This is a genomic window from Bacillus sp. EU63 (assembly GCF_038592915.1).
In the GTDB taxonomy this organism is placed as follows: Bacteria; Bacillota; Bacilli; order Bacillales; family Bacillaceae; genus Bacillus; species Bacillus velezensis.
The window spans coordinates 504,341-519,611 of the sequence record NZ_CP151944.1 but is presented as its reverse complement, the minus strand read 5'-3'; the positions used below and the strand labels follow the sequence as shown (position 1 = coordinate 519,611).

Annotated in this window: 18 protein-coding genes and 1 pseudogene; 6 read left to right on the top strand and 13 right to left on the bottom strand. The window is 40.1% G+C overall.

Annotated elements, in window-relative coordinates:
* Positions 1-46: 46 nt before the first annotated feature.
* The 5 genes from NYE38_RS02695 to NYE38_RS02675 all read right to left on the bottom strand — a co-directional run bounded on the left by NYE38_RS02695 (position 47) and on the right by NYE38_RS02675 (position 3,955).
* Positions 47-1,009, bottom strand: coding sequence for an arsenic resistance protein (locus NYE38_RS02695; protein ID WP_021495046.1), 963 nt, complete (start codon positions 1,007-1,009; stop codon positions 47-49).
* Positions 1,010-1,121: 112 nt separating this feature from the next.
* Positions 1,122-1,505, bottom strand: coding sequence for a hypothetical protein (locus NYE38_RS02690; protein ID WP_022552659.1), 384 nt, complete (start codon positions 1,503-1,505; stop codon positions 1,122-1,124).
* A gap of 108 nt (positions 1,506-1,613) precedes the next feature.
* Positions 1,614-2,663 (bottom strand): Cfr family 23S rRNA (adenine(2503)-C(8))-methyltransferase, encoded by a 1,050-nt coding sequence (locus NYE38_RS02685; protein ID WP_340801266.1) that lies wholly within the window; start codon positions 2,661-2,663, stop codon positions 1,614-1,616.
* A gap of 150 nt (positions 2,664-2,813) precedes the next feature.
* Complete coding sequence (locus NYE38_RS02680) at positions 2,814-3,017, bottom strand: hypothetical protein (protein ID WP_017419194.1); 204 nt, start codon at positions 3,015-3,017, stop codon at positions 2,814-2,816.
* 143 nt (positions 3,018-3,160) lie between these two features.
* Positions 3,161-3,955 carry a dihydrodipicolinate synthase family protein gene (locus tag NYE38_RS02675; protein ID WP_026092306.1) on the bottom strand — a complete coding sequence of 265 codons (795 nt, stop codon included), beginning with the start codon at positions 3,953-3,955 and terminating at the stop codon, positions 3,161-3,163.
* 244 nt (positions 3,956-4,199) lie between these two features.
* Here NYE38_RS02675 and NYE38_RS02670 point away from each other — a divergent pair, with 244 nt between their 5' ends.
* The gene (locus tag NYE38_RS02670; protein ID WP_022552656.1) at positions 4,200-4,727 is read left to right on the top strand and encodes a DinB family protein; all 528 of its coding nucleotides are present in this window, start codon (positions 4,200-4,202) and stop codon (positions 4,725-4,727) included.
* A 259-nt stretch (positions 4,728-4,986) separates the two neighbouring features.
* On the opposite strand, the gene NYE38_RS02665 is transcribed toward NYE38_RS02670, so the two are convergent.
* On the bottom strand, positions 4,987-5,520 hold the full coding sequence (locus NYE38_RS02665) for a cupin domain-containing protein (RefSeq protein ID WP_063636959.1): 534 nt from the start codon (positions 5,518-5,520) through the stop codon (positions 4,987-4,989).
* Between the two features lie 271 nt (positions 5,521-5,791).
* On the opposite strand from NYE38_RS02665, the gene NYE38_RS02660 reads away from it, so the two are divergent.
* Positions 5,792-6,427, top strand: coding sequence for a hypothetical protein (locus NYE38_RS02660; protein ID WP_017419198.1), 636 nt, complete (start codon positions 5,792-5,794; stop codon positions 6,425-6,427).
* Between the two features lie 88 nt (positions 6,428-6,515).
* On the opposite strand, the gene NYE38_RS02655 is transcribed toward NYE38_RS02660, so the two are convergent.
* Positions 6,516-7,553, bottom strand: coding sequence for an NAD(P)/FAD-dependent oxidoreductase (locus NYE38_RS02655; RefSeq protein WP_017419199.1), 1,038 nt, complete (start codon positions 7,551-7,553; stop codon positions 6,516-6,518).
* Between the two features lie 62 nt (positions 7,554-7,615).
* A complete protein-coding gene (locus tag NYE38_RS02650) occupies positions 7,616-8,560 on the bottom strand; it encodes a cation diffusion facilitator family transporter (RefSeq protein ID WP_063636962.1) in 945 nt (314 codons plus the stop codon).
* A gap of 192 nt (positions 8,561-8,752) precedes the next feature.
* Between NYE38_RS02650 and NYE38_RS02645 the strand changes: the two are divergent.
* Positions 8,753-9,155: pseudogene (locus NYE38_RS02645) on the top strand (VOC family protein).
* A 116-nt stretch (positions 9,156-9,271) separates the two neighbouring features.
* Here NYE38_RS02645 and NYE38_RS02640 read toward each other — a convergent pair.
* The 5 genes from NYE38_RS02640 to NYE38_RS02620 form a co-directional block, all read right to left on the bottom strand.
* Positions 9,272-10,618 (bottom strand): FAD-binding oxidoreductase, encoded by a 1,347-nt coding sequence (locus NYE38_RS02640; protein ID WP_104843114.1) that lies wholly within the window; start codon positions 10,616-10,618, stop codon positions 9,272-9,274.
* Between the two features lie 396 nt (positions 10,619-11,014).
* Positions 11,015-11,314, bottom strand: a complete 300-nt coding sequence (locus tag NYE38_RS02635; RefSeq protein WP_017419202.1) for a hypothetical protein — start codon at positions 11,312-11,314, stop codon at positions 11,015-11,017.
* A 242-nt stretch (positions 11,315-11,556) separates the two neighbouring features.
* A complete protein-coding gene (locus NYE38_RS02630) occupies positions 11,557-11,742 on the bottom strand; it encodes a hypothetical protein (RefSeq protein ID WP_017419203.1) in 186 nt (61 codons plus the stop codon).
* 163 nt (positions 11,743-11,905) lie between these two features.
* On the bottom strand, positions 11,906-12,271 hold the full coding sequence (locus NYE38_RS02625) for a cupin domain-containing protein (protein ID WP_017419204.1): 366 nt from the start codon (positions 12,269-12,271) through the stop codon (positions 11,906-11,908).
* Between the two features lie 35 nt (positions 12,272-12,306).
* Positions 12,307-12,783, bottom strand: a complete 477-nt coding sequence (locus tag NYE38_RS02620) for a DinB family protein (RefSeq protein ID WP_014416990.1) — start codon at positions 12,781-12,783, stop codon at positions 12,307-12,309.
* Between the two features lie 200 nt (positions 12,784-12,983).
* On the opposite strand from NYE38_RS02620, the gene cotR reads away from it, so the two are divergent.
* The 3 genes from cotR (at position 12,984) to NYE38_RS02605 (ending at position 15,186) form a co-directional block, all read left to right on the top strand.
* A complete protein-coding gene (gene cotR / locus NYE38_RS02615; RefSeq protein WP_014416989.1) occupies positions 12,984-13,949 on the top strand; it encodes a sporulation hydrolase CotR in 966 nt (321 codons plus the stop codon).
* A 363-nt stretch (positions 13,950-14,312) separates the two neighbouring features.
* Positions 14,313-14,630, top strand: a complete 318-nt coding sequence (locus NYE38_RS02610; protein WP_015239232.1) for a helix-turn-helix transcriptional regulator — start codon at positions 14,313-14,315, stop codon at positions 14,628-14,630.
* Positions 14,617-15,186, top strand: a complete 570-nt coding sequence (locus NYE38_RS02605) for a DUF2812 domain-containing protein (protein WP_340801276.1) — start codon at positions 14,617-14,619, stop codon at positions 15,184-15,186. The genes NYE38_RS02610 and NYE38_RS02605 overlap by 14 nt, the downstream gene beginning before the upstream one ends.
* The last annotated feature ends 85 nt before the right edge of the window (positions 15,187-15,271 follow it).

The following is a 15,271-nucleotide window of genomic DNA, read 5'->3' as shown; positions in this document are numbered from 1 at the left end:
ACATACCACTATTTGTTGGTATGTTTTTTTCAGTTTAAATTATTTTTTATTTCAGCAGCCATCCGGGCACCGCTTTTATATAAACCAATTCGCCTATCAGCTCAACAATCGTCTGTGTGACGATAACAGCGGCGGCCAATGAGGCCCAAGCATCCGGCAAAGCCAGCGCTAACGGAAGGACTGCGAGTGAATTTCTTGTGCCTGTGCTGAAGATCAATGCTCTTCCTTCACCTGTATCCAGACAGAACGCATTTGCGATAAACCGGGAGACAAACGGCATAATGAGCAGGAATAACAGATAGATCGGGATCACACGTATAATGATGTCAGCATCACTGATGACCTTGCCGATTTGTGTGGCGACGACCGCCAGTAAGACCAGAGCCATAAAAGGAACAGGCAGCCACGCCGTCCATTCCAGCACCTTTTCTCCCGCCGGCTTCTTATCAGCCCATAATTGAGTCATCACCGCCGCCAGCAGCGGCACCGCTATTAACAATAAGAATGCTTCCAGAAACGGTCCCGCATGAACAGCTCCTATCACTTCTTTCCCGATAAACAGCCGCAGGTATAACGGAAGCAATACCATCTGAACGGCGAACAAAACCGGCGTGGAAGCCAGTATTAATCTCTCATTTCCTTTGCCGAGCTGAGTAAAGACGATGACGTAATCAATACAAGGTGTAAGCAATACCAAACAAACCCCTAATAATATAGGAGGAGATTGAGGAAAAATGGCGGTTAACACCCATACAACGACAGGTACAGCTAAGAAATTACCGATCAGTAAAGCCGACATAAACTTGAGGTTTGACAAGGCTTCCCTCAGCTTCAAGAATGGGATTTGGGCAAACATGGCATACATGAGAACAGCGATAAACGGTGATATCGTCCATCCCCAGCGAAGTCCTGAATCTTTCCCGGCGATCCCCGCTATTCCTCCGATCACAAGAGTCACACCATATATCCAAATTTGCTGTTTTTCTAATGTCTCTCTGGTTATTTTCATTGGCTGACACCTCTTCCCCGCCCATTATACCTTCTTTTCTGCCGGAATTAAAAAACACCAAGGGTCTGTGACACTTGGTGTTTTCAGGACGTGTTATTGTTGTCAAAACCGCTTACGAAAGCTTATTTGTGTTCTCTGTCCTGCCAACGAATAAGGTGACCGCAACACTGGCTGAACTGACCAAAGTTCCCAGGACGGCAGCAAGAATTGTCAAAAAGCCATTGGGAATCAGAAATCCAATCGGAATGAGCCCCGCAAACGTTAGGACGATAAAACATTGATAGACTCCGGATATGATTCTCACAACCAAGCTGCCAAAAAAGGACATGACGATTGGCGGAATGAACAAACATAAGATGATTCCGAGCGAGATCAATAAAATCATAGGCTCGTCAAAAGAAATGACACGATCGCCGGGAGACTCTTCAGCAGCCGCGAATACAGCAAATATAGACATTATCAGCGTAAGAAAAACAAGAAAAAACCTTTTCAGCAACGTTATGACTCCTTTTTTATAAAAACGGGTATCTTTTTTTCAATCACGATAACCATTTTATGTTATCAAATGAAATAATATGAAGTCAAACCGAGTTCTGCACCTGATTTATCGGTTCTTATTTTTTTGATAATTTCCATATAATTGTCCGCAAGCAGCATCTATATCAATGCCAAATTGACTTCTGACGGTCACGTTAATTCCTGCTGACTTTAATTTTTTATAGAAGTTTACAACTTGTTTCTCATTTACTTCTTCAAATCTCATAGGTGAACTAACAGTCGGGTTATATCTAATGATGTTTACATGGAACAAGTTCCCTCTCTTATATCTGCTTCTTAAAAGATTTACTACTTCATTCGCATGATCAATAGAATCATTAACTCCCGGCAGCATAATATAAGCAATATAAACTTTTCTTGAGGTCACACGTATATGCTCATCTAATGTGTCCATTACCTCCAATAACGGGAAGCGTTCATTAATCGGCATTAACTTGCTTCGCTGTTCATTAAAAGGAGAATGTAATGAAAACGTCAGGTTGACCTGCGGATAATCCTGAGTGATTTTTTTAATGCCCGGAATAATACCTATGGTCGAAATAGATAACCGACGAGGGCTTAAAGCAAACAACTCCGGATTTGTAAGCACATGTAAAGCATCAAAAACTTGTACATTCGCTAATGCTTCTCCCATTCCCATAAAAGAAATACTGTCAATTGAATGTCCTTTTAAGTGAAAGTACAAAATTTGGTCAGTCATTTCATCTGATGTTAAGCTGCGTTTTAAACCAATATCTCCTGTTGCACAAAATGTACAGCCGAAATGACAGCCGCACTGCGAGGATATACAAAATGACTCCCAACCGGCTTTATATTTCATATTAACCGTTTCTATTTTTTCGTCTCCTGAAATTTCAAATAAGACTTTTGTAACTTGCTCAGAATGCTGCACTTTTAAAGGAGCAATATTTAAAATTGACTCTCCGAACTCCTCTATTAACAATTTTCTCAAGGATTTAGGAAGAACCGTTATTTCAATGAAATGATTTATTCTCCCTTTGAACACAGCATTTTTGATTTGATTCATTCTAAAATCAGGAAACTTATTTTGTTTCAGGAACTCTTGAATTCTTATATACTTGTTTTTTTGTTGCATGTTTTCTCATCCTTCCATAAAACTCTGGTTTGTTTGAGTAAATAGAAGGGAGTGATCATCTAACCTTTTTTAAAAATCAGGCACAAAAAAACACCGACACAATTATCGGTGTTACGCTTAAATAACATCATGCACAAATAAACAAGGACATTATGTCATTGGATTATCGTTTATTTGACATAGAGAAAAAGCACCGATAACTGTTTTTGTATGATGATTTGGCTTAAAAAAGGACAGACTGCTCCCTTTATCCGCCAAGATGTTTCCAATTTTTGCATTTTCACCATACAAAATTCCATAAATCGTTATCATCGCTTTCACCTCTTTCTTGTCAATATTAGCAATAATCACCATATCATAAGGGTTCCCTTATGTAAAGTTAAACAAATGCTTACGCCCCCGCTAATGACAGTATTATATAACTTGCTTATTAAGCCTAATCCAAGTACAGAAAGCGCGCTGATCACATGTTTCACTTATCCGCGACGGAACATTTCTTATATAATGGGTGACCGGCAGCTGCCTGCTTGAATCCCAATCTTCTTATAGTGATTTTTTATATTCATGACAGTATGATGATTTGTCACTTCAGCAATCAGATCGTTTATTCGATCCAGATTAATCGGTTTATTTTCTGATAAGCTGCTGAAGCTTTCTCTGATTTCTTCAGGATAGACATTTCCCGCCATGCTTGACAGGCCGTTACACCCGTTACTCAGCATCTTCGGAAATTCAACGTCTCCTGCCGCAAACAAAATAAAGTGATCAGGGAACTCTGTTTGTTTATGACGCAGAACGTCTCCTCCTTCTTTCAGCCCCCTTATCCCCGGATGCCGGCTTATTAAGTCTTTAAGCGCTTTCTCACTCAGATTAAAACCGGTCCGGCCGGGGTTATTATAAAGCACAGCCTCTTTAGAGGTATGACTGAGAAGTTCGTCAACGTAATAAACGGCTTGCTGCTGTGTCGGTCTTATATAAGGAGGAAAACCAATCAGTACAGAATCAATATTGGTTTTCTCGATGTGTTTCATCAGTTTGACGGCATCACTGGTTCTTACGGCTGAAACACCGAACATCAGTTCAACATCTTCAAATTTTCGCTGATTAATATACTCAATGATCTGAAGACGCTCATCTATGCTGAGTGAATGCTGTTCACCAGTCGTGCCGCATATGAGTAACGAATGGATACCGCTGTTTTTCAAATGTTCGACAATAGCATCAAATCCTTCTAAATATAAACTTTCATCTTCATGAAAAGGCGTAGGGATAGCAACATTAAAATTTCGCATGAGAATGTCCTCCAAGTACATATTCTTGAATATCTGCAGAGTATCATATAACACTGTCTGACATTTAAAAAGGTACAGTTTCAGATAACTTAACATGTCAGATGTAAAGCCGACACACAAAAAAAGCAGGCAAAGAGAGCCTGCTTCATAGCTTCGTCTTACAGCGGCCCATTCCCCGGATGGCTTGACAAATATGAGTAATAAGGCAAACTGATATAAAAATTGTGCTAATGAGGTGGGGTTAATGATTTTAGATTTAAAAGGTGAAACGCACATGGATCATCTTGTGGGAATGCTGTATTCTGCCGTTAATGAAAATTACAGCCGCTTAATATCCATTGTGTCAGACATGTCACAGCAGGAGATCGATTATAAAGGACCAAATCAAACATACAATAGTACAGCTCAGCTAATAAGACACTTAGCATATGTTGATCTCAACTGGATATTCAGAATAAAGGGTGAACCGATACCAAAGCAGCTTGAAGAGAAGTATGGACCAATGTTAGATCAGAACAATAAGATCCCTTTCATTTCCGGTGTTTCATTAAAACAAATTCTCACTGATTATGAAGAAGTATTCAGCATGTTTAAGTCTGTTTGTTATCAATTAACTGACGATCAGCTGAATCATACAGCAGATTATGAAGCAGAAAAACAAGCAACCATTCAATGGGGAATATGGCATATGGCAGACCATAATAGATATCATCAAGCTCATATTCATCAGCTTCGCAAATGGTATGAAGAGAAACAGAAACTTGGCAGTTAAAGCCGCTTATTTGGAGGAGCAACGATAAATTCATTACAAATGTCTATTTTCACTGACTGCCAATCAATTAAAATGGTCAGACAAAAAAACCACATTTGCTGTTGAAAAGTTGTGGAATAAAGCATCGCATCAACTGCACTATGACAAGCTGAAACGTTAATATTTTGTGTTTCAGCCATTCAATCGCTTTATTTCATCATGCTGTCCCAATACCATTTTTTCTATAGTCTTTGCAGCAGCAAAGTCCTCTGGAATCCTACTAATCTTCCGCAGCCGCTGCATCGGCCTTTGTCACATGAACTGTACCAAACGGATGGTTGGGAGGAGCATAAATTGAATATAGTTTTAACGGCGTATTACCCGTATTAATAACATTGTGCCAAGTGCCGGCAGGGACAACAATGGCATAATCATCATAGACATTTCTTCGGAAACTTAAATTATCTTTACTCTTGCCCATTTTAACTATCCCTCGGCCTTGCTCAATCCGTAAGAATTGATCTACGTGAGGATGGATCTCCAAACCGATATCTTCTCCAATACCAAGACTCATCAAAGTAATTTGAAAATGCTTTCCTGTCCATAGGGCCGTACGGAACGTATTGTTTTGTTTTGCGGCTTTATTGATATTCACAACAAATGGTTTTGGTCCATAATCTTTCAAGAGAAGGTTTCTATCTTCGTATGAAGGATCATGGTTATTTGGAAAAGTCCAATAAACAGACCTTCCATCGCTATACATCGGTACATTCACACAATAATAACATTGATGCGAAAAAGGTATATAATACATTTTTCATCCCCGCAATTTTAAATTTTTGTGATATTATCCTATGCTTTTTGTATGAGAGTGTGCCGCACTAAGAAATTCCCTTTTTCAGCCTAAAAGACTTAAGTTAGCAGAAACGTTTTGGCCACAAAATCCGTTTTCATAAAAAATACCAACTGAATATGCGCGGACGAAAATAGTTGCACTGATGGATTCATTTAGGCACATGCCCTTATCAAAAACAATCTGGGTGCATATCCTGCTCCTAAAAGTCATTCATAAAGGGAGTCTAGATATGTATTATGATTATTATCCGTATTATGTATATGATTACAGACAGCAGCCTGATTTAAGTCAGGCAAATCATAAAATGCGAAGCCATTTATCTGCGATTCAACAAATTCCAATACACTCGTCCTCCTTTCAACAATCAATGGCTGCGGTAGTGAAACACTTGCAGGCTGTCAGCAGAGCACTCGCTCTGGGATGCGGTATGAGTTCAGAATTCAGATTTCTTCCAGACACTTGGGGATTACGAGAACTTCATACTGTACACGCGAAATATCTTACTCCGTTGAGCTATCACGTTTATTCCGCTTTAGGCGCAGCAGAGCTTCTCGCCTCCGGACAAGGCCGGGCTCCTCATTTTCCTCTTATGGTTGGCTGCATGAATTCAATACTTCGTCTATGGTCAAACTTCCCCGCAGCGATAGCAGACCTGCGAAGAGCAGCCGGTCACCAATACGCGTCATCTGTAGACGAGGCGGAAAATCTCCTAAGACCAATGGTTCCAGCCACACAACAGGCATTATCCATCAGTCAATCTGCAGTGAGTCCGGCTATTTGGCAGGCTTCCTTACGTGCCGCGCAGTTAGCTCGGGAAGTACGTCAGAATGTTGCACAATCAATGAGTCAGGGATCTTCTTATTAATGATTTTTTCGGCTTTACACAGTCACATAACCGGACTTATTCAACACAAAAAAGAGCAGTAAACACGTAAGTTACTGCTCTCCTCAGTCTATCCGCCGTTCATTTGTTTTACAATGTATTCAGCATCATTTCCTACACCTTGAAGCAGCGCTGAACCTCGCCTATGCTGCCAAGGCAAACCAATAAAGTACAATCCTTCTACAGCTGAAACACCCCGGTGATGTATAATTCGGCCTTCCTTATCCAAAACACCTTCTATTTTCATCCAACAAAGCGGATTCTTAAAACCGGTTGCCCAAATGATATTGTTTACTACTAATGAAGATGAATCTTTAAAAATGATTTCATTTTGCTTTCCGGCTATGACTCTTTTTTTTAAGATGATCTTCTTCTGTCTTATTGCATGTTTTAATTCATACCCAAATATGGGGTCGCCTTTCTTTTGAATGAACTTGCCTAATATTGATGTATGACTTGCATGTAAAACTCCTAATTTATCAAACCACCAAAAGATGCTTCTTTTTCCAATCCATAAAGGGAAATAAACCGGTTTATTACTGCAAGCCAAATATGTAACTCTTTCTTTGGATAATTCAACAGCTATCTGAGCCCCGCTATTCCCGCCGCCGACTACCAGTACATTCCCAGGCGCCAGTTGTTTTGAATGTTTATATTGTGAAGAATGTAATTGATGAATATGATCGGCTACATCCCTTGATATTGATGGAATGTTAGGGGTATGAAAAGGACCTGCGGCCATCACAAGATTCTTCGTTTGATATTCTTCCCGGTTTGTTTTTATTAAGAAATAGTTCTTTAATTTTTGGACACTTATTACTTCTGTCCGTAATTGGATCGGGATTTCAAATCTTTCAACATATTTTTTCAGATAAGCAGCAATTTCATTTTTTGAAGGGAGTCCATGCTTGTCTCCTTCAAGCGGCATTCCAGGCAAAGAGCTGTACATTCGAGAAGTAAATAAAACCAATGAGTCATACCGGTTTTTCCAGCTTTCTCCTGCTTCATGACTTTTATCCAAAATGATAAACTTTTGTTTCGACTTCTTTAGATAATATCCTACTGAGATTCCTGCCTGACCGGCTCCGATTACTATCGTGTCGTACATATGAATCCCCCCTCCGGTTTTATCCTAATTGTCAGCAGACAAGTGAGTCCCTATTTCCTCCTTTAATGATGATGATGATGGTCACGCGGATTCTCAGTTTGGGCCTGACAAAGAATCGTATTGTCGTGATTATGCGCTGCTGTTTCCATTTGAATGGTTACATGTGTAATGCCTTTGTCTACAAGTTCATGTTCAATTTTGCGTAAAATACTTTCGCTTTCAGAAATGGTCAGTTGATCGTTAACAACAGCGTGGCAGGAAAGAGCATTCAATCCGCTTGTGATAGACCATATGTGCAAATCATGAATGCTTTGAATTCCTTCTGTCTCTTCAATTGTATGAATGATGTCAGTGACATCGATATTTTCCGGAGTTCCTTCCATTAATACGTGAATGGAGTCTTTCGTCACATGGTAACCGCTTCTCAGAACAAGAATAGCCACAATGACACTGGCCGCTGGATCTGCCCAGCTCCACCCGAAGAAGATGATAAGAATCGCAGCCAGTATGGCACCTACAGATCCGAGCATGTCACTTATCACATGTAAGTAAGCCCCTCTTATGTTCAGGTTATTCTTTGTATCTCCGCCGTTCAGCATAATCCAAGCGACCAATATATTCACAGCTAACCCGATGATACTAATCGTCAGCATGCCGGTTGTTGCTACCTCCGGCGGATGAGAGAAACGTTTGATTGCTTCATAAATGATATAAAGGGAAATCACTATTAATGCAACACCGTTTATCACAGCTGCGAGAATCTCAAATCGTTTGTAGCCGAATGTCTTATGATGACTTGCCTTTTTTTCGGCCAATTTAAAAGCAATCAGAGCAACCATTAATGAGATCGAGTCACTCAGCATATGGCCTGCATCTGACAAAAGCGCTAAACTATTGGTTAAAAATCCGCCTATCGCTTCTATGATCATATAACCTGTAATCACGATAAAAGAGATCAATAAAACCTTCTTATTGGACCCGCCAGCGTGATTGTGATTGTGACCCATAAAAATCTCCTCCTTATCTCATACACTGCATTTATTATTTCTTTTCTGTTATGAAGCATTCTAACATGGACACAAAAATAACCGTATATGATTATGTGCTCATATATGAATATATAGGTTCTTTACTGAAATGTCAAAATATTTTCAATGAAAATGTCCAATACTTTATATTGCTCTTAATCAATGATTGCTATGAAGTTGCGGATTACAGTAATCACTTCAGGCGCAGACAATTTAGAAAAATCGCTGCACTTCTATCGGGATGGCTTGGGTCTGCCTACAGAAGGAACAGCCGGTACAGATTTGAACATGGCGCAGCTGCTTTTTTTGACTTGCAAACGGGACTGAAACTTGCCCTTTGGGACCCAAAAACATCGCACATGAATCAAACGTTACGTTAACTGCTCCAAGCCCTGCGGAATTTACATGAGGACATAACGTCAGCAGTAAAGCTGAAGTCGATAAAGTCATGGAACAGGCAAAACAGGCAGGAGCAACGATAACTGACCCCGCTCATGATACTTTTTGGGGCGGATACGCCGGTCACTTCCAAGACCCCGATGGACACTTATGGGAAATCGATATAAGTGAATAACCACATTTCAGAAATGAAAACAACAATAAAAACACACCTGAATGTTCTGGTGTGCTCCAATAATAATGTTTAGAATGCAAACGCAGCATTTTATTTTGTTTCCCAAAACGATCAAACTATTTATACGAGGGCGGGATGCTTTGCGGAAAACGGAATACATTTTCGGGATCGTATTTCGCCTTTATTCTTTGAAGCCTTGCAAAGTTTGAGCCATAATATGCTTTTCCGAAGTTCTCGATATTTTGATCCGGAACATTTACATATGAACCTGTTACATATGGTTTCATCAGCTGACGCACTCTTTCAACTGATGCAAGATTCGAAGCTTCTTGTGATTTATTTTTCCAACTAGCCGTCCATTCCGTATAAAACAATGGCCGGCGCCAATAGAAGGCTGTTTCACTGCTTGGAACTCTGCTTATCGCGCCGCCCCAATTGATAAAAAAGAAATTGGTTTCTGTCCCAGTCGCTTTTTCTAAAAATTGTCTCATTACTGCAATAGGTTCTTCCGGCCAAAGATTGAGCGCCCACGCCGAGGAGAATTTAACACTCTGATCAGATCTGCCGGGAATCGGTTCGTCAGGATCTAAGAAATCTATACAATCCGGGTAGTATAGTGTTTTGATTACTGTTTGTGCCGGCGTTCCGGCATTTAATAAAGGTTTTAATAATTGAACCAGCTCTGGTTTTGAACCGAGGAACAATCCTTCCGCATGGCACAAGCCATTTACTTTGCTGTAAATCTCCAGGTAGCATCCTAATCGTTCGTCTGTAAACGGCGCCCATTTTTGCCACGCTTTAAATACCGTTTCTAACTGTTCCCACGGCCAAATAATATTAAAGACGGTTGCGGTTTTAGGGGCACGGTGAACTTTGAACGTATATTGGGTGTTATATCCGAAATTGCCTCCCCCGCCGCCTCTGGAAGCCCACAGTAAATCTTCATTGCGGGATTGATTTGCTTGAATAATCCTGCCTTTGGCATCTACCATTTTCAGTGCGAGAAGGTTATCGCTTATCAGGCCGATCGATCGTGAAAGCACTCCAAATCCGCCTCCCATTGTGATTCCTCCGATTCCGACGGTTGGACTGTCTCCGAACGGGGCCATAAAACCTTCCCGAGCTAAACCTTTTACAAGCGGGCCGACGTGAATGCCGGTTTGAACGGTTGCTACCGCGTTTTTTTCATCTAAGAAAACTTTATTCATGTCACTCACATCAATAACAATCCCATCACTTACCGTGGAAAGATTTTTATCCAGAGCATGGCGGCCGCTTCTGACACGCATAGGCACATTCTTCTCACGAGCCCATTTAATAGCATTACTTACATCGTATGAATTTTGTGCAAAAACAAAGACAAGCGGACAGACATCAACATAAGGGTTCCAATTCTTAACCGCCTGTGTATAGCCGGGGTCCCCTTTGAAGATGATGCGTCCTGTTAACTGTGCTGATCCCATCTATTTCACTCCCAATAAGCATTTGATTCCGATACCAGTATATGTAGGAATGGGACAAATTCTTAGACAGATGATCTGCAAACTTAAAAATAGATACATATACGCGAAGATGATATAAAAACAAAAAAAAACAAGAGCGGCAAGCTGCCGAAACTCTTGTCTCTCCTGCCTTTTTGTCATGATAGGCACTTACATTTATTGGCGTGATATACCGACCAAACTATGGAAGTCCATAGAAAATTATGTTTGCCCTGCCATGCGTGGTTCTGCCGAGACACCGGCTGAGCAACCTTTCTGCTTGATCGCCCGACAAGAATCTTTTTCTTATCGTTTTTGCACCCCTGTACGGGTAAAATCAATACACATGAATTTTATCTTTTACATGATGAAAAGCTCTTATTTTTTCTTCTTGTGCTTACGTTTGCAATCATGTTTTTTCTCTTTCTTATGACGTTTTTTACATTTCGCTTTTGCTGCTAATTTTGCCGCTTTTACCTTTGCTTCTGCTGCTCGGGCTCTTGCTTCTTCCGCTCTTGCTATTGCCTCTTCCGCTCTGGCTCTCGCTTCTGCTTCTCTTGCTGCTTCCGCTCTTGCTTCGTCGTCCGCCATATCAAAATCATGGCCAAGGTCACAGGCTTCGTTGTATGGCTTTTTCTTCTGAACGTACTGTTGATCTTCACCTTCGTTATAATACATTACGCCACTCCTTCTCGCATTTTTTAATCTCTTCATACTATGTAAATAAAAAACCCCAGCTTGGACTATTATGTTGATGAATCGACACATTTTAGGGCAATTTTCATTTATCGATGCAACAGATTCTGGATGCTTGATGAAACTTAAATGATTTATGATAAGCAGCGTAAAAAGAGAGACTGCGAAAAAGGATGCTGCGCGCTGCAGCATCCTTCTGTACCAACTTTTTGTGTTTTTGACTTTTAGTTTGCTTGCTGTGTTTGTTTTACTGGTTCTTTGCTAAAAAGTCCGACAATGTTCCACAAGATAATTGCAGCAGCTATGATTAAACGAGCCGTACTGACTTCTTGGTTAGTAAACAATTTATAGCCATATATTGATCCCAATGCTGCTATGCAAAAAATATTGAACCATTTACTCCAACGCAATTAGAAAACTCCTTATAAAATGATTACATTTCCAAACAATGTATTATAATATTAACAAAATTTTTCAATATTTAACCTTAAATTTTTCTTAATTGGTTTTCCTGATCATTTTCTCTAATCGTCATTCGGTCTTTCGGATTTTTGATCGTTTTTTTGTTACAGGCTAGACCCAGACATCATTTTCAGCTGTTTGATCAGTTATTTCCTGCCCGGTATTCACAACACCTTTAGGTTCTGCAAGCAAAATGTGACACTCTGATTCTGCATAAGGTTTATGTTCAACATTTTTCGGAATGACAAACATTTCACCTTCATTTAATTTTACTTCTCCATCACGAAATTCAATGATTAAATTACCCTTAATGACAATGAAAACTTCATCTGTTTCGTCATGCTTATGCCAAACAAAATCCCCTTGTACTTTAACAAGTTTAAATTGATAATCATTCATTTCAGCGATTACTTTTGGAGACCATTGATCTTGGAACGCAGCTAATTTCTCTTGGAAATTAATCGGTTTATATTCCATTCTTTCCCCTTCCCATGTAAAACTCAATCATTTAACTAGTCCCAAATTAAAGGCCTGTCCACTTCAGCAGTTCTGAGATAGTCTAAAAGCTGACCGGTATGTACGGACTCATGATAAGCGATTCTTAATAACATGTCTCCTAGTTCGCGAATATATCCAACATCAGACCTGTCAATCTTTATATCTGTTAAATCTGTTTCGTTTAACGATTTGATGAATGTCAAAAACTCGGCCCGATACGGTTTTGCGAATTCTAATTCTTCGGTTACTGTGGTAAACGTTTTTGATTCATACGGGTTTTTAGATTCCTCTGAAGACTCATTCATTTGTTTTAGTAAAATGTGATGATAAAGAAATTCCGCTTCTAATACATGTCTTATCATTTCCTTACACGACATTGCTTCGGAATCCGGGCGCCAGTCCATTTTTTCCTCAGGTATAGCTGTCCATAACTTGATGCTTCGCCGTCTTACTTCTTCAAAATGTAAAACAATAAGGTCAATCGTATTCAAGTGTTTTCCCCCTTTTATTTTTAAATAATTCTCCTTTTTCCCGGAAAAAACCTCTTTAAATAAAAAACATATTCTTTCCCGACTCGCTGGATTGATAATCAAACCATTTTTAAGATAAGGAGATATTCATTCATCCATACAATAGACTCTGGGTGAACATATACTGAATGATAGTTTTCATCAGAAAGGAGAAATCAGCTTTGGCAAAATATCGGATCATGACCTTTGACGGGGGCGGTACCTTAGGTGCTTTAAGTTTACAACTATTGAACAGACTGGCTGAAGAAAATCCAGCATTAATAAGTCGAACCCATGTATTTGCGGGAAATTCAATCGGTTCATTTACTGCCCTTGCATTAGCAAGCGGAAGATCTCCGAAGGAAACACTTCAGTATTTTGAGGATGAAATCCTGCCCGCATTCAGCACTTCCCGGCCGGGCGGACCTGTTTTCAATCAACAATTACCATATTCCGGTTTTATTAAAGCGGTACGAAACTTTTTCCCGCCAGGACTTCGTCTTAAAGATGTAAGAAAACGAATTGTTGTCCCTTCATTCAAATTATACTCCCCAGCACTGGATCGTTGGACGCCCGTATTATTTCACAACTTTCCCGGCTCTCCCTATTTAAATGAGAAAGTGAGTGATGTCATACTGCGGAGCAGCGGTGCTCCCGCAACGCAACGAGCCTATCAAAACTACGTGGACGGATATGTAGTGGCAACGAACCCCAGTACGGCCAGTATCGCGTTTGCGGTTGGTAAAGCCAACGTGCCACTGGATCAAATTGCGGCGCTATCCATCGGTACAGGTGAAGCCCCGACTCGGTTAAGAAGAGATACGAGGGGATGGGGAATGGTGAGTGCGGATAACATACGTCCCGAAAATCTGAAGAACCTTCCTCCAAATTGGGGAGTCCTTTTGGACAGGTCGCCTAATGAACCTTTACTGCCATTTCTTCAGATGATCTCCGGCGGAAATGGCTACTATGAATCCATGGTCAGCGCGAATCTGCTGGGAGATCGCTTTTTCCGGTTAGATCCACGGATTCCTAACTTCTCCAAAACAGACCCTTCCGTGGTTCCCGCTGTCATTGAAATTGCGAACAAAACCAACTTACAGCCTGCTAATACTTTTATAGAGAAAAACTGGAACGACAGCCACTAAGTAAGTCAGAAGTTTACGTCATCATACAATGAACAAAAAATACCAAGGGACTCAAAACCCTTGGTATTATTAATGCGGCCGAGAGGGTTTGGACCTTCCTGGGGTATTTATACGCTGGGCATTCGATAAAGTGAAATCTTATTACCGCCCGACATTTCAAACACTGAAGTTAAGCATTACATCCAACAATCGGGCCATTTAATTGAATAGGACTACTCAGAAGTCGCTTCCCATTACGTAAGAAAAGCGACTTTTTAGATTTGATTTTCAAGTTCCTTTGACAAATTTTGAAAAGACCATTGACTATTTAGTTGAACTGTATTAAGTTTAACTATATAGTCAGACTGAATAGAGGATGAGGATATGAAACATAAATTATTACCGCTGTCTGAAACCATGCATTATATTTTATTAGCTTTGCGGGAGCCGCTTCATGGCTATGCCGCCATGCAGAAGATCGAAAAGATGAGTAACGGAACTGTTATTTTAGCAGCCGGCACATTATACGGCGCGATTGAAAACTTGAATAAGCATGGCTGGATTGAACCTGTTGGAGAGTCGGGCCGGAGAAAAGTTTATATGATAACTGCGGAAGGAAGCGCCATTTTGAAAATGGAACAAAACAGGTTACTGCATATTTTATCCCTGCACGAAGGAAGTGAATCGAATGAAGACATTTAAGATGTTTTTTGATATTGAAAAAGAGGAGCAATGGCTGAACGAGCAATTACAAAAAGGCTATCGCTGTACAAATATCAGCGGATTAGGAATATACACTTTCGAAAAAACCGACAAAAAATATGTGATGAGACTGGATTATCAAGATTATTTATCAAAGAAAAAATTCGAAGATTACAGAGAGATATATGAAGACTTCGGCTGGGTTTATATAAATGGCCCATGGGGGCTTGGAACTCGATATTGGCAAAAAGAAGATGATGATCAAAATGAAATCTTCTCGGATCGCCAATCAAAGAGTAATTATTATAAAAGACTAATGAGTTTTTCATCTTGTTTTGGGTTACTGTGCTTGTTTTATTGTAATATGATTTACACGAATTCAGGTTTGTATTTAGCTGAAGGTCTGTGGAGTATGGAAGGCGCAATGTTTTGGAAAGCATTTTTATTTGAAACTCCATTTGCCCTTCTAAGGTCGCTTCCCGCTCTTATGGCTGTTGTCTTCGGTATCAGTTACTATAAAGCGTATCGAAAATATTCAATGTTAAAAGAACAATAACACGGGGAAGTTACATTCAAAGAAGTAATCGAGGATTGTATATCTGCCGAAGCCGGGCGCTTTAACGGAAAAAAGCGCCCTGAAT

Excerpts from the sequence above, each read along its gene's own strand:
- NYE38_RS02665 (WP_063636959.1), bottom strand. The coding sequence starts at position 5,520 with ATGTATTATATACCTTTTTCGCATCAATGTTATTATTGTGTGAATGTA.
- NYE38_RS02695 (WP_021495046.1), bottom strand. The coding sequence starts at position 1,009 with ATGAAAATAACCAGAGAGACATTAGAAAAACAGCAAATTTGGATATAT.
- NYE38_RS02660 (WP_017419198.1), top strand. The coding sequence starts at position 5,792 with ATGTATTATGATTATTATCCGTATTATGTATATGATTACAGACAGCAG.
- NYE38_RS02625 (WP_017419204.1), bottom strand. The coding sequence starts at position 12,271 with ATGGAATATAAACCGATTAATTTCCAAGAGAAATTAGCTGCGTTCCAA.
- NYE38_RS02640 (WP_104843114.1), bottom strand. The coding sequence starts at position 10,618 with ATGGGATCAGCACAGTTAACAGGACGCATCATCTTCAAAGGGGACCCC.
- NYE38_RS02655 (WP_017419199.1), bottom strand. The coding sequence starts at position 7,553 with ATGTACGACACGATAGTAATCGGAGCCGGTCAGGCAGGAATCTCAGTA.
- NYE38_RS02635 (WP_017419202.1), bottom strand. The coding sequence starts at position 11,314 with ATGTATTATAACGAAGGTGAAGATCAACAGTACGTTCAGAAGAAAAAG.
- NYE38_RS02675 (WP_026092306.1), bottom strand. The coding sequence starts at position 3,955 with ATGCGAAATTTTAATGTTGCTATCCCTACGCCTTTTCATGAAGATGAA.
- NYE38_RS02650 (WP_063636962.1), bottom strand. The coding sequence starts at position 8,560 with ATGGGTCACAATCACAATCACGCTGGCGGGTCCAATAAGAAGGTTTTA.
- NYE38_RS02605 (WP_340801276.1), top strand. The coding sequence starts at position 14,617 with ATGAAGACATTTAAGATGTTTTTTGATATTGAAAAAGAGGAGCAATGG.
- NYE38_RS02610 (WP_015239232.1), top strand. The coding sequence starts at position 14,313 with ATGAAACATAAATTATTACCGCTGTCTGAAACCATGCATTATATTTTA.
- NYE38_RS02670 (WP_022552656.1), top strand. The coding sequence starts at position 4,200 with ATGATTTTAGATTTAAAAGGTGAAACGCACATGGATCATCTTGTGGGA.
- NYE38_RS02680 (WP_017419194.1), bottom strand. The coding sequence starts at position 3,017 with ATGGTGATTATTGCTAATATTGACAAGAAAGAGGTGAAAGCGATGATA.
- NYE38_RS02685 (WP_340801266.1), bottom strand. The coding sequence starts at position 2,663 with ATGCAACAAAAAAACAAGTATATAAGAATTCAAGAGTTCCTGAAACAA.